This window comes from Tenacibaculum sp. AWR4_210, from assembly GCF_056160945.1.
Genome location: NZ_JBSWYF010000002.1, coordinates 319,045 through 332,116, shown reverse-complemented (window position 1 = coordinate 332,116; position 13,072 = coordinate 319,045). Strand labels below are relative to the sequence as shown.

General features: G+C 39.9%; 12 protein-coding genes. 7 read left to right on the top strand and 5 right to left on the bottom strand.

Annotation, left to right across the window (positions count from 1 at the left end; genetic code table 11):
* Positions 1-27: 27 nt before the first annotated feature.
* Genes ACXAG7_RS04850 through ACXAG7_RS04840 form a run of 3 tightly spaced genes read left to right on the top strand, consistent with a single transcriptional unit; the run spans position 28 to position 2,879 of the window.
* Positions 28-1,167 (top strand): hypothetical protein, encoded by a 1,140-nt coding sequence (locus ACXAG7_RS04850; protein WP_476666157.1) that lies wholly within the window; start codon positions 28-30, stop codon positions 1,165-1,167.
* A gap of 51 nt (positions 1,168-1,218) precedes the next feature.
* The gene (locus ACXAG7_RS04845; protein ID WP_476666261.1) at positions 1,219-1,827 is read left to right on the top strand and encodes a DUF4254 domain-containing protein; all 609 of its coding nucleotides are present in this window, start codon (positions 1,219-1,221) and stop codon (positions 1,825-1,827) included.
* Positions 1,828-1,832: 5 nt separating this feature from the next.
* A complete protein-coding gene (locus ACXAG7_RS04840; protein ID WP_476666156.1) occupies positions 1,833-2,879 on the top strand; it encodes a glycosyltransferase family 9 protein in 1,047 nt (348 codons plus the stop codon).
* Between the two features lie 160 nt (positions 2,880-3,039).
* Here the strand turns inward: ACXAG7_RS04840 and infB are convergent, their stop codons facing one another.
* The 3 genes from infB to rimP all read right to left on the bottom strand — a co-directional run bounded on the left by infB (position 3,040) and on the right by rimP (position 7,883).
* Positions 3,040-6,030, bottom strand: coding sequence for a translation initiation factor IF-2 (gene infB, locus ACXAG7_RS04835; protein WP_408042067.1), 2,991 nt, complete (start codon positions 6,028-6,030; stop codon positions 3,040-3,042).
* A 121-nt stretch (positions 6,031-6,151) separates the two neighbouring features.
* Positions 6,152-7,408, bottom strand: coding sequence for a transcription termination factor NusA (gene nusA, locus ACXAG7_RS04830; RefSeq protein ID WP_408042066.1), 1,257 nt, complete (start codon positions 7,406-7,408; stop codon positions 6,152-6,154).
* A 13-nt stretch (positions 7,409-7,421) separates the two neighbouring features.
* Positions 7,422-7,883, bottom strand: coding sequence for a ribosome assembly cofactor RimP (gene rimP / locus ACXAG7_RS04825; protein ID WP_408042065.1), 462 nt, complete (start codon positions 7,881-7,883; stop codon positions 7,422-7,424).
* A gap of 155 nt (positions 7,884-8,038) precedes the next feature.
* Here rimP and ACXAG7_RS04820 point away from each other — a divergent pair, with 155 nt between their 5' ends.
* Positions 8,039-8,866, top strand: a complete 828-nt coding sequence (locus ACXAG7_RS04820) for a universal stress protein (protein WP_408042064.1) — start codon at positions 8,039-8,041, stop codon at positions 8,864-8,866.
* 48 nt (positions 8,867-8,914) lie between these two features.
* Here the strand turns inward: ACXAG7_RS04820 and ACXAG7_RS04815 are convergent, their stop codons facing one another.
* Complete coding sequence (locus tag ACXAG7_RS04815; protein ID WP_408042063.1) at positions 8,915-9,244, bottom strand: YegP family protein; 330 nt, start codon at positions 9,242-9,244, stop codon at positions 8,915-8,917.
* 304 nt (positions 9,245-9,548) lie between these two features.
* On the opposite strand from ACXAG7_RS04815, the gene ACXAG7_RS04810 reads away from it, so the two are divergent.
* From ACXAG7_RS04810 to ACXAG7_RS04800, 3 genes are all read left to right on the top strand, one after another.
* A complete protein-coding gene (locus ACXAG7_RS04810; protein WP_476666155.1) occupies positions 9,549-10,700 on the top strand; it encodes an SPFH domain-containing protein in 1,152 nt (383 codons plus the stop codon).
* A 61-nt stretch (positions 10,701-10,761) separates the two neighbouring features.
* Positions 10,762-11,862: a TFIIB-type zinc ribbon-containing protein gene (locus ACXAG7_RS04805; RefSeq protein ID WP_476666154.1), complete on the top strand. Its 1,101-nt coding sequence runs from the start codon at positions 10,762-10,764 to the stop codon at positions 11,860-11,862.
* 131 nt (positions 11,863-11,993) lie between these two features.
* On the top strand, positions 11,994-12,356 hold the full coding sequence (locus ACXAG7_RS04800) for a DUF2200 domain-containing protein (protein ID WP_476666153.1): 363 nt from the start codon (positions 11,994-11,996) through the stop codon (positions 12,354-12,356).
* On the opposite strand, the gene ACXAG7_RS04795 is transcribed toward ACXAG7_RS04800, so the two are convergent.
* Complete coding sequence (locus tag ACXAG7_RS04795; protein ID WP_476666152.1) at positions 12,353-12,895, bottom strand: STM3941 family protein; 543 nt, start codon at positions 12,893-12,895, stop codon at positions 12,353-12,355. The genes ACXAG7_RS04800 and ACXAG7_RS04795 overlap by 4 nt on opposite strands.
* Between the last annotated feature and the right edge of the window lie 177 nt (positions 12,896-13,072).

Sequence of the window (13,072 nt, the reverse complement as noted above, 5' to 3'; positions counted from 1 at the left end):
GGAAAACTTAAAAACGCAGGACAACTTATGCACAAAAAATTAGCAGGAGAATTAACCAGTTTAGCTCACAGGATCTTACAAATGAAAAACAAAGAGGATGTGATTTTGTTAAAACAAAAGGCTTATGAGGTTTATGAAAAGTTAACTGTATTAGCCTATGTAGAAGAGTATCTTAACACCACTCCTCAGGCCAAAGAAACCAAAGAAGAACTCCTTGAAAAAATATCCAATGCTGAGTCATTGCGTCAGCTTGCGATGACCGAAACTCCTGAGCATACACCTAGTATCCCAGCGAGCCCAGCACCTACCGAAACAGTTAGTGAACAAGTCTCAGAAACAGCTGATGAAACCAGCACACAAAGTACTCCTACTACCGTATCGGAACCTGAAGTTGCCACAGAAACATCAGCAACGTCTTCCGTAAATAATCAAGAAAACGTAGTGGAAGAAGTGGTAAAAGAGGAGGTACTAGAAACCCCTATAGAAGCAGTTCAAACAGCCGTGGAAGAAGTGGAGCTCGCAACATCACCACATGCTCCTGAGCCGGAAAACAAAATCGTCGAAAATACATCAATTGAAGAGGCAACGGCAACACAGCAGGACCTCTTGGAAGACACTTCTTCTGCTACAGCCACCACCGCTACGGAGGAAGCTAGCAAGCATGAAGATATTCAATTCGAACGCATCACAGAAGCTCCTAAACAGGTAGTGGAAGTGCCGGTAACTCCTCCTGTTGTAGAGGAAATCACGGAGCAACCTTTTGACGAATTAGAACAACTCCTCTCTGGAGAACCAACAGAAGAAAAAAACGATGTCAAGGATGTAGGCGAACGCAAAACTCCTACTTTAGAAGACGAGCTCCAAGACACCTTACCCGTTGATGTCATGGCTAATTTATTTGAAAAAGTACCGCCTAAAAAATCGTTAAACGACCATTTGCAAAGTACCATTCAAATTGGTCTTAATGATCGCATCGCTTTTGTAAAACACTTATTTGAAGGAAGCCAGAACGACTTTAACAGAGTGATATCACAACTCAACACCATCAAAACGGAAAAGGAAGCTAAAAGGTTTCTCAACAAGTTAGTAAAACCTGACTACGACTGGACAGACAAGGAAGAATACGAAGCTAGGCTTATTGAAATCATCGAACGTCGCTTTGCGTAAGCATGTAAAATTTATGTAGTACCTTTACCTTTTTAAAAGTGTACTTAAATGATGTTTACAGAAAAAGCAAATGCAATTTTTCAGGAGGTGATTGACACCTACCATATCAAAGATGATGTCTACCAGAGTTTTACCAATAAATACGATAAGGAAAACGATTTAATTGCTCATTTGCTCTACAGAAAGTGTTGGATTGACACCGTTCAATGGCATTATGAAGATATTATTCGCGATCCGAATATCGATCCTGTTGCTGCCCTTGACTTAAAGCGTAAAATCGATGCTTCTAACCAAGACCGTACCGATATGGTGGAGTATATTGATGCTTATTTTCTGGACCTATACAAAGAGGTGAGCACGAAAAAAGATGCAAGCATCAATACTGAAAGTCCAGCATGGGGAATTGATAGGCTCTCAATTTTAGCCTTAAAAATTTACCATATGAATGAAGAAGCTACGCGCAGCGATGCTTCCGATGAACACCGTGCTGCTTGTCAGAAAAAACTAGACGTACTCCTAGAGCAACGCGTTGACTTATCAACAGCGATTGATACCTTACTGAACGATATCGCCGCAGGTGATAAGTATATGAAAGTGTACAAGCAAATGAAAATGTACAATGACGATGAATTAAACCCAGTATTGCGATCTCAAAAATAACTTATTTGAAAACAAACCCAAAACACCTACTCGTCATACGTTTATCCGCTATGGGTGACGTTGCGATGACCGTCCCCGTATTGCAAGCGTTTCTAAACCAGCACCCAAAAGTAAAAGTCACCGTGTTGACTCGTGCCTTTTTTGCCCCGTTCTTTGAACACCTACCGAGCGTAACCGTGGTTACTCCTGATTTAAAAGAACGACATAAGGGAGCTATTGGACTGTACCGATTATACCAAGAATTACGCCCTTTACAATTCGACGCCGTCGCTGACTTGCACAATGTTTTGAGGTCAAAGATTTTGAGAAAGTACTTTGCCTTAGGAGGAATTCCTGCTGTTAAACTAGACAAAGGACGTTCGGAAAAAAAAGAATTGGTCAAAGCGGATCCTAATAAAACTCTCAAAAACTTAAAGAGCATGCACGAGCGCTACGCAGATGTTTTTAGATCTTTAGGATTCACCCTCGATTTGAGCCAAACGTATAGCGTTCCCAAACTCGCGATTCCTCAATTGAAGTTTACTATTAATTCAGACAAACCTATCATAGGTATCGCTCCATTTGCAGCTTACGAAAGTAAATCGTTACCCGTTCCCGTGCTCAAGCGTTTGCTCCATGTACTAAATGCGAACGTAGCTGGAACCATCGTATTATTTGGTGGGGGTACAGAAGAAAAAATAATACTCGACGGTATTGCAAAGGGATTTGACAATGTACATTCAGCTGTCGGAATCATGACATTTAAGGAAGAATTAGCCTTAATATCGAACCTTTCTTTGATGCTAGCCATGGACTCTGGTAACGGGCATTTAGCGGCCATGTACGGCGTTCCTGTCATTACTATTTGGGGACTCACGCATCCTTGCTTAGGTTTTGCCCCTTTCCGACAAGAAGAAGAACTACAATTCACACCCAATTTGGATGAATATCCACTTATACCGACTTCAGTTTACGGAAAAGACTATCCTGCAAACTACTTAAATTGCTTTAACAGCATTTCTTTGAACAGCATTGTTCAAAAAGTCAGTGAACTAACAGCAAAGAAAGCTTAGAACTCGGGTTTATCAACATAAGATTACAGCATAAAAAACCAGCAAAAGGTATCTTTTGCTGGTTTTTTTTGTCCTCGTGCGCTATAACGACTGCCATAAAAAGGACATAAAAAAAGCGCTTTTCAAAAGAAAAGCGCTTTTTACTATAAGTATATATCGATTACTTAAGTTTTTTCTTAACGGCAACTTCCGTGTAAGCTTCAATTGTATCTCCTTCTTGGATATCGTTATATCCTTTAATTTGAAGACCACAATCGTATCCTTTTGTAACTTCTTTTACATCGTCTTTAAAACGTTTCAATGAAGTTAACACGCCATCGTGTACTACGATACCATCTCTAATGATACGTACTTTAGCATCACGGGTAATTTTACCTGTCATAACCATACATCCGGCGATATTTCCAACCTTAGAAATCTTATAAACCTCACGGATTTCAACATTTCCAAGTACTTCTTCTTTCATCTCTGGTGACAACATTCCTTCCATGGCATCTTTCAAGTCATTGATAGCGTCATAGATGATAGAGTACGTTCGGATATCAACTTCTTCCTTATCTGCAACCATACGTGCATTTCCTTGCGGACGAACGTTAAATCCAACAATAATTGCATTTGAAGCTGTTGCTAATAATACATCCGACTCAGTAATAGCTCCAACACCTTTGTGTAGGATATTTACTTGAATTTCTTCTGTTGACAACTTCTGGAACGAATCTGTTAAGGCCTCTACTGAACCATCCACATCTCCTTTTAAGATAATGTTCAATTCTTTGAAGTCTCCTAAAGCGATACGACGACCAATTTCTGCAAGTGTTAACGTCTTTTGTGTACGCACTGATTGTTCTCTTTGTAATTGTGAACGTTTTGCCGCAATTTGCTTCGCTTCACGTTCGTCATCAAATACATTGAACTTATCACCTGCCTGTGGCGCTCCGTCAAGACCTAAAATCGAAACTGGTGTTGAAGGTCCTGCCTCTTTCACTTTATTACCGCGTTCGTCAAACATGGCACGTACTTTACCAGAGTGTTTTCCGGCAAGTAAGTAATCACCGATACGTAAAGTACCTGCTTGAACGAGGATGGTAGAAACGTATCCTCTACCTTTATCCAACTGTGCTTCTACCACAGTACCTAAGGCATTTTTATTTGGATTTGCTTTGAGTTCTAATACTTCGGCCTCTAACAATACTTTTTCCAACAATTCATCAACACCTTGTCCTGTTTTAGCAGAAATCTCTTGAGATTGGATATTACCACCCCAATCCTCTACCAATAAGTTCATGGCAGAAAGTTGTGTTTTAATATTGTCTGGGTTCGCGTTTGGCTTATCAATTTTGTTGATAGCGAAGATAATTGGCACATCTGCAGCTTGTGCGTGTGCAATTGCTTCTTTTGTTTGTGGCATTACATCGTCATCCGCTGCAATTACAATAATTACTAAATCGGTAACCTGTGCACCACGAGCACGCATTGCGGTAAAGGCCTCGTGACCAGGAGTATCTAAGAAAGCGATTTTTTGTCCGTCTTCAAGCGTTACTCCGTACGCACCGATGTGCTGTGTAATTCCTCCACTTTCTCCTGCAATTACATTGGCTTTACGCACGTAATCCAAGAGCGATGTTTTACCGTGATCAACGTGTCCCATTACAGTAATAATTGGAGCACGTCCTAGTAAATCTTCTGGTTTATCTTCAACTTCTTCAATCGACTCTTCTACTTCTGCTCCTACGAATTCAACCTTGTAGTTAAACTCTTCTGCTACGATTTGAAGTGTTTCAGCATCCAGACGTTGGTTCATTGTTACCATCATACCCAACATCATACAAGCAGAGATAATGTCCGTTACTGGTTTGTCCATCATGGTCGCTACCTCACTTACGGTAACGAATTCAGTAACTTTTAATACTTTGCTTTCTTCTTGTTGTGCACGCAATTCCGCTTCCGCTTGTTGACGGTGTTGATCACGCTTATCACGACGGTATTTAGCACCTTTCCCTTTGTTAGATTTTCCTTGAAGCTTTTCAAGTGTTTCTCTAACTTGTTTTTGGATTTCTGCTTCTGTCAATTCTTCTTTTTGAACAACAGGGCGTCTTCCTCGTTGACCTCCACGGTGATTTCCACCTGGACGGTTTCCACCTTGGCGATTTCCTCCTGGGCGGTTGTTATTTCCTCCTGGGCGTCCACCTCCTTGGCGGTTGTTATTATTACCACCTTGACGGTTATTTCCTTGTCCTTGATTACGCTGGTTATTGTTATTATTTCCAGCACCAGGTTTGCTTATACGCTTACGTTTTCTCTTGTCGTTATTATCGTCTTTCGCGTCTGGCTTTTTCTTCTTAGGGCGCTCAAATTGTTTTAAATCAATTTTCTGACCTGTAATTTTAGGACCGTCTAACTTTTTGTATTGGGTCTTGATTTTCTCAGCGTTCTGAGGAGTTACCTCTGCGCTTTTCTCTGTTTGTTTCGGCTTCGCATCCTGTTTGCGGTTGCGTTGCGTATGACTCTGCTCTACAGCCTTGTCAATAGTTGTTTTGGTTGGCTGTTCTGGCCTAGTAATATCTTTCTTCACTTCAGGCTTTTTATTTTCAACTGACTTCTTCACTTCTTGAGCAGCAACAGGTGCAGCTTTTGGTTTCTCCTCTACGGGCTTTACATCGAGCTCTTTCTTAGGTTCCTCAACCACAGGAGCTTCTTTCACCACTTCTGGTTCCGTTGCTTTCTCCACCGGTTTCGGTGCTTCTGGCGCAGGTGTTTCTTGCACAGGTTTTTCTACTTCGACCTCTTTTCCGGTTTCGATGTTGATTTTACCTACTGTTTTTAATTCTAATTTCGCTGCTTTGGCTTTTAAAATTTCTTGCTTTTTAGCTTCTTCCTCTAAACGCTTCTTTTCTTGCTCTGCCTCTAATTGCTGACGAATTGCTTCTTTCTCTTTTCTCTTTTCTTCACTTACTTCTTTAGATGCAACTCGTTTAGACTTATCTGTTTGGAATCCATCAAGCAGTACTTGATACTCCGAATCAGAGATCTTAGTTGTAGGACGAGCCTCCACCTCATAACCATTCTTAGCTAAGTGTTCTACAGCTCTGTCTAAAGAAATGTTTAGTTCTCTTAAAACCTTGTTTAGTCTTAATTTTTTGCCTTCAGCCATAAATTATTTTATACTTTATATTAAAGAACACACTTTACAAACACATTGTAGTTATGTTCTTTTTCTCGCTTCGTTAGGTTTTGTTTGCTTACAAACTAGGCTTCCTAACTCCTATATCTAATTAGTCCTCAAACTCTTCTCTCAGAATTCTCTGAACTTCTAAAATAGTCTCTTCTTCTAGGTCGGTACGCTGTACTAACATCGACACGTCTTTTTCTAATACGCTCTTTGCAGTATCCAATCCTATTTTCTTAAACTCTTCGATTACCCAAGCTTCGATTTCATCAGAGAATTCTGTCAATTCAACATCTTCTTCTTCGATTCCTTCGCGTTGTACATCAATTTCGTATCCTGTTAACTCGCTCGCCAAACGGATATTTACACCGGCACGACCGATAGCTTTCGATACTTCTTCTGGTTTAAGAAGAACATTTACACGACCTTTTTTACCGTTCTTTTCTTCCTCAAACTTTTCAATATCAACAGAAATCACCTTTGCTGGACTCAATGCTCTTGCTATGAATAAGTTTTCATTTTTAGTAAAGTTGATTACATCGATATTTTCGTTCCCTAACTCGCGAACAATTCCGTGAATACGAGAACCTTTAACACCGACACAAGCTCCTACAGGATCGATACGATCATCGTATGAATCCACAGCAATCTTTGCTTTATCACCTGGAATACGCGCAACACCTTCAATGGTAATTAACCCGTCAAAAACTTCAGGAATTTCTTGCTCAAACAACTTCACTAAGAACTTAGGAGCCGTTCTTGACAAAATGATTGCAGGCTTATTACCTCTGAGTTCAACAGACTTAATTACTCCTCTTACCGTATCTCCTTTTCTAAAGAAATCCGAACGAATTTGCTCGCTCTTTGGCAATACGATTTCATTTCCTTCATCGTCTAACAAAATCACTGCATTGTGACGAATGTGATGTACTTCAGCACTGTAAATATCTCCTTCAAGATCTTTGAACTGCTTGAAGATATTAGTACTATCGTGCTCGTGAATCTTAGATATTAAATTTTGACGTAACGCCAAAATAGCTCTTCTTCCCAAATCGACCAATTTCACTTCTTCCGATACATCTTCTCCAATTTCGAAATCAGGCTCAATTTTTCTAGCTTCAGATAATTCAATTTCTTCGTTATCGTCTTCAGAAAACCCGTCGGCAACTACCACACGGTTTCTCCATATCTCCAAATCCCCTTTGTCTGGATTGATGATAATATCAAAATTCTCATCAGAACCAAATCTACGTTTTAAAGCGGCTCTAAACACCTCCTCTAAAATCGACATCAAGGTTACCCTATCGATACTTTTGTAATCCTTAAACTCTGAAAACGATTCGATTAACGCAATATTTTCCATCTCATTATCTTAATTAAAATATAATCTTCACTTTTGCTTCTTTTATGTCTCCATAGGTCAAGGTCGCTGTTTTTTCGACAGTGTGTTTTCCTTTCCCTACAGGTTTCGGTTCTCTAGCTTTCCACTTCAAAGTAATCTCTTCATCAGTAGCACTTACCAAAGTTCCTTCGAATTCTTCTTCGGCAGTTTTCACCTTTAGAATTCTATTGATATTTTTCACATATTGACGCTTCAACTGCAGTGGATGCGCAATATCTGGAGTGGTAACTTCCAAGGCAAAATCTTCCTCTTCTCTATCTAAATTGTGTTCGATATTTCTGCTTATGCGCACGCATTCACTCAAGGGAACACCTGAATCACCATCGACAATCACCTTAATCTTATTATTAGCAAGAAACTGTAAATCAATCAAAAACAATGATTCATTCTCCTGTAACGCTTCTTCCAATAATTCTTTTACTCTCTCTTGATTCATTTTAGGTATAAAAAGAGGGGACTGACGTCCCCTTCATTACTAACTCGTTTAAATTCACTGCAAATATACTAACTTATTCCTGAATATACAAGTAGCTTCCCTGTAATTTATTTCGTATATTTAAAGGGTTACTCTCTTTTAAATTCCAAAATCTTATGAACAAAATCCTCATCCCAGTAGACTTTTCAAAACATTCGCAATACGCCTGTGTTTTGGCCGCTAAAATTGCTAAAAAATCCAATAGTGAAGTGCACCTTCTTCACATGGTTGAACTACCACGTGGGATCGTTGATATGGGAGCTGGAAGTAATTTCAGTATTCCCGAAAGTATGTTGTACATTCGAAAGGTTAGAGATAAGCTCATCGACCTCAAAAACCAGTATTTCAACACTTTTGACGATATTCAACACGCCATCAGATTTCAGAACCCTTATGAAGGAATCAGAGATTACGCAAAAAAAATCAGTGCTGACCTCATCGTAATGGGATCCAAAGGACAAACCGCCCTGGAAGAAATCCTAATTGGGTCAAACACGGAAAAAACAGTGAGAAGCTTAGACATTCCGACCTTGGTAACCAAAAAAGAGGACGCCAACTTTAAGTTTGAAAAACTGGTTTTCGCCTCTACTTTTGAAAACGACGAAGCGAAGGCCCTAGAAGGTTTTCTGGAGTTTGCCAAAAACTTTGAATCGGAATTGTACTTCTTGAAAATCAACACACCTCAAAAATTTGAAAGCACTTCGAGTTCACGAAAGAAAGTCGCGGATTTTATTGCTAAATACGACATCGACAACTACGCTATTCGGGTGTATAATGACAATACGGTAGAAGAGGGAATACTAAACTTTTCTGAAGAAGAAAATGTAGACATGATTGCCCTGGCTACCCACGGACGAAGTGGTCTCTCCCGTTTCTTTAACGGAAGTGTATCACTCAACCTGTCCAAAAACGTGCTCAAACCGGTATTGACCTTTAGGGTATAAAAAAAAGCAAGTCTTCCGACTTGCTTTTTTTTATACTTTGGTTTTTCACTACTCAATTTCCACTACTGCAGCTTCTGGAGCATTTTTCTTAACCGATTCAATCCCATTATCTCTTGCATCTTCAGAAGCATACATTTGACTCGAACCAATTACTTGACCGTTGCTCGCCTTAAGATTGAAGTAAGGCTTACCACTTTTCGACTCTAGACGATCAAAACGAGCGTCATTTGGAGCATTTTTCTTTACCGATTCGATACCATTTACACACCCTGCTTTAGCAGCGTATCCTTCACTTGCAAGAATCACTTGACCATTTCCTGCCTTTAAGCGAAATCTAAATTCAGCACTAGCATCTTTGTAAATCTCAAATTTTCCCATATGTTCTTAATTTTAAACGTTTTTATTAATTTCTTACTTTCTCATGCCCTTTCTCCCAAGGCGACAGAAGTTCGTTACTTCTATACCTCTGACCCTTGATTTTTTAAAAAGTCACATTTCACAGTAATTACGTTTAAAGCTACGAAAAAACATCAAAACAAGCAATCTATTACATATTGTAGTAGAAAACAAAAAACTCAATCGACATTGATCCTCACCTCACTTCCTAGATATTTTAACAATTCGTGTAACTAATTGCTCTTGACAAATACTTATATTGTGTACGCAAAAAAAATGTGCAGACATGGATATATTTAACGAAATCAAAAAAAAACTCAGTCATGAATTCATTGACATCATTGAATGGCTTGACGACACTAAAGACACCCTTGTATATCGCTTTGAGCGCTATCAAAATGAAATAAAAAACGGGGCACAACTCATCGTTAGAGAAGGTCAGATGGCAGTTTTTGTCAATGAAGGCCAGATTGCTGACGTTTTCAGCCCTGGAACCTATGTACTCAACACACAAAACCTCCCTATCCTCACTACGCTAAAAGGATGGAAATACGGATTTAACAGCCCATTTAAAGCCGAAGTATATTTTGTGAGTACTCGCATGTTTACAGACGAAAAATGGGGCACTAAAAATCCAGTAACCTTAAATGACGACCGCTTCGGTTTTGTGGAAATTAGAGCTTTTGGAACCTATGCTTTCAAAATCAACGATGCGGGAAAATTTATCAAGGACATCGTAGGAACAGATAGCAGATTTACGAGTTACGAAATTAACGAGCACTTAAAAAGTTTGATTTCCACTCGTTTTACCGACACTATTGGTGAGGCCAATTTACCTATAGAATTATACGCGGCGAACACTAACGAACTTTCGGATACCTGCCTAGAAGTACTGCAACCCGAGTTTGAATCGGTAGGAATTTCTTTAGAGCGATTTTTTATTGAAAATGTTTCCATGCCTGAAGAGCTGAAGAAAGAGATTTTCGAATACAGCAGATTAAACAAAATCGACTTAGACAAACTCAGCAAATTCAAAGCAGCAAAGGCCATGGAAATTGCGGCAGCCAATGAATCAGGTACCGCAGGTGCAGGCATGGGCATGGGTATGGGATTTGCGATGGCACAGCAAATGGGAAATATGTACAACCAGCAACCACAGCAAACGGCACCTACCAGCAACACACAACATCCAGGAGCACCAGCAGGAGGAGCAACTCCTCCACCAATTCCGACACCTACACAGTACTACTATGCCGTAAACGGACAGCAGGCTGGACCGGTAGCATTTGAAAATTTAAAAGCACTTTTTGCGGCAAGAACCATCAATGCCAACACCCTCGTGTGGAAGCAAGGGATGCCAAACTGGTCGAGTTTAAATACGGTTCCTGAACTACAGAGTTTACTTGGAACAATACCACCTCCTTTGCCAAATATTTAATCAAGACGACAACAAAACACCTTTCTCCTCTTCAGGAGAAAGGTTGCTATGATCATCATATATGAACCCAGAAACTATTAAGCGTTCCGAGCAAAAAAAACCTTGCATCAATTGCGGCGCGGAACTTACCTACAAACCCGGATCATCAGAAGTTAGTTGTGAGTATTGTGGTTATGAAGAAACCATAGAAGAGACGAGTACTTTCGAAGAACTCGAACTGTACCCCTATCTCGAAAAGATGGGATCCCAATCGCACACCCAAGAAATTAGCATGCTGCACTGTAAAAGCTGCGGTGCCAATCAACATATTGAAGAAAACTACAAATCACTGCATTGTGTGTATTGTAGCCAACCTTTGATTATTGAAGATGCGCACAACGAAGAATGGATACTCCCTGGAGCAGTTCTTCCTTTCCAGCTCGACCAACAAAAGTCGTATCAGGTATTCAAAAAATGGGTTAACGGGCTTTGGTTTGCTCCGAACAACCTCAAAAAAGCAGCCCTAGACCCTCAAAGAACCAAAGGACTTTACGTTCCCTATTGGACCTTCGACGCCCAATTATACGCACGCTATCGCGGAGAACAAGGAACCTACTACTACGAAACGGAACACTATACCACCACTGAAAACGGAAAAAGCGTTTCCAAAACAAGACAGGTACGAAAAACCCGATGGCGCTCCGCCTCTGGAAACGTAAATGGCTTTGTTGACGACACGCTTATCAGTGCCTCAAAACAACGCAATAATCAAATTCCTGAGAAAATTGCTCATTGGAATTTAAAGGCATTGGTTCCGTTTAATTCAAAATACTTAGCAGGTTACATCACAGAAAAGTACACCTTGCCACTTACTGACGGACATCGAAAGTCAAAAAATGAAGCAGAGCGCATCGCCACGCGATGGGCAAAGCAAGACATTGGAGGAGACACACAGCGCGTACATCAAATTGACGTACAGTTATCGGAAGAAACCTTCAAGCACATCCTCTTACCCGTCTTCATTTCGTCGTATCAATACAACGGTCAGTCGTACAAATTTTTTATTAACGGTCAAACGGGAGCGATTTCAGGAAAGCGCCCTTATTCCTTCTGGAAAATTTTCTTTGCGGTCTTACTCGGATTGCTAATCGTTGCCCTAATTGTAGTCTTTTCCAAAAACTAATAGTTAAGAGCCCAAAATACTTTTGGGCTTTTACTACAGCCAGCCCCCATGCTATGTTGTTGTCCCCTCTCTACTAACCTTTTAGCAAACTCGTATAATTTCAGTATCTTGGAGTTTTAAAAACAACTCTTATGAAATCAACCAGTCATCACGATGAACGCATTGCTCAAATGACCTTTGCCTCAGTATATCCTCATTACGTGAGCAAAGTAGAAAAGAAGGGAAAAACCAAAGCGGAACTGCATCGTGTTATTCTTTGGCTCACAGGATTTACAGAAGAAGAACTACAAAACACCATTGACCAAAAACTGAGCTTTCGCGAGTTCTTCGAAAAGGCCAACCTGCATCCTAATAGTTCAAAAATAACGGGGGTTATTTGCGGATATCGCGCAGAAGAAATTCAGAATCCACTTACCCAAAAAGCGCGTTATTTAGACAAACTAGTAGACGAGCTTGCACGTGGTAAAAAAATTGAAAATATACTCAGGTCTTAGGACCTAATATTATCCATGGTCTTATAAGTTGTCAGGCCTTTATTGAGAGCCAAGTACAACTCGTCAAACTCAATTTGAAGTGCCTGTGACGATATAGGAACAGGCGTCCCATAAAGGCGTTGGTTTAACTGCAAGGACTTTCGTTTCAAAACGTTCGACACTTTTGCTATATAATTATCTGGATTTTTTAAAACACAGAGGACAAACTTCTGATTTTCTTTCTCTAATTTCTTAAATTCAACGATATCAGACCAACGGATTAACCCTAAAGACAAGCCACTGGAATTATCATTTACTCCTTTATCGCTGATCACTAATCCCATTTTGGTATCCACCAATTTCTGGACACAAATTGCTGCTATTAACCCGAAAAAAATAAGTCCGGCCCACCCTATTGTTAGCACTAAATAGACATTTCCGATAATAGTACTCGACAGCTCAGGTTTTTCAACCAACAACCCCATACTCAACAGTACTAAGGTCAAAGCTCCAATCAATAGTATTGTTAACTTTCTTTTACTCAATGGAATTTCTTTCATACTTTCCTAATCATTTTTAACTATTAGACGATTTTTAGAACCGCTTGTTACGACTCGCCAAATTGCCCAACAAATTCATTTCCTATTTCACGATGACCAAGGCCTGTAGCCATCGAATAGCAGTATCAATCCAAAAACCATTCCGCAATGAAAAGAAACTTGGTCTTCGTCTTCATA

What these genes read in the sequence shown, in the direction of transcription:
- ACXAG7_RS04850 (WP_476666157.1), top strand. Translation starts at nt 28, where the DNA reads ATGCACAAAAAATTAGCAGGAGAATTAACCAGTTTAGCTCACAGGATC.
- ACXAG7_RS04810 (WP_476666155.1), top strand. Translation starts at nt 9,549, where the DNA reads ATGGATATATTTAACGAAATCAAAAAAAAACTCAGTCATGAATTCATT.
- ACXAG7_RS04820 (WP_408042064.1), top strand. Translation starts at nt 8,039, where the DNA reads ATGAACAAAATCCTCATCCCAGTAGACTTTTCAAAACATTCGCAATAC.
- ACXAG7_RS04805 (WP_476666154.1), top strand. Translation starts at nt 10,762, where the DNA reads ATGAACCCAGAAACTATTAAGCGTTCCGAGCAAAAAAAACCTTGCATC.
- ACXAG7_RS04845 (WP_476666261.1), top strand. Translation starts at nt 1,219, where the DNA reads ATGTTTACAGAAAAAGCAAATGCAATTTTTCAGGAGGTGATTGACACC.
- ACXAG7_RS04795 (WP_476666152.1), bottom strand. Translation starts at nt 12,895, where the DNA reads ATGAAAGAAATTCCATTGAGTAAAAGAAAGTTAACAATACTATTGATT.
- ACXAG7_RS04815 (WP_408042063.1), bottom strand. Translation starts at nt 9,244, where the DNA reads ATGGGAAAATTTGAGATTTACAAAGATGCTAGTGCTGAATTTAGATTT.
- ACXAG7_RS04800 (WP_476666153.1), top strand. Translation starts at nt 11,994, where the DNA reads ATGAAATCAACCAGTCATCACGATGAACGCATTGCTCAAATGACCTTT.
- infB (WP_408042067.1), bottom strand. Translation starts at nt 6,030, where the DNA reads ATGGCTGAAGGCAAAAAATTAAGACTAAACAAGGTTTTAAGAGAACTA.
- nusA (WP_408042066.1), bottom strand. Translation starts at nt 7,408, where the DNA reads ATGGAAAATATTGCGTTAATCGAATCGTTTTCAGAGTTTAAGGATTAC.
- rimP (WP_408042065.1), bottom strand. Translation starts at nt 7,883, where the DNA reads ATGAATCAAGAGAGAGTAAAAGAATTATTGGAAGAAGCGTTACAGGAG.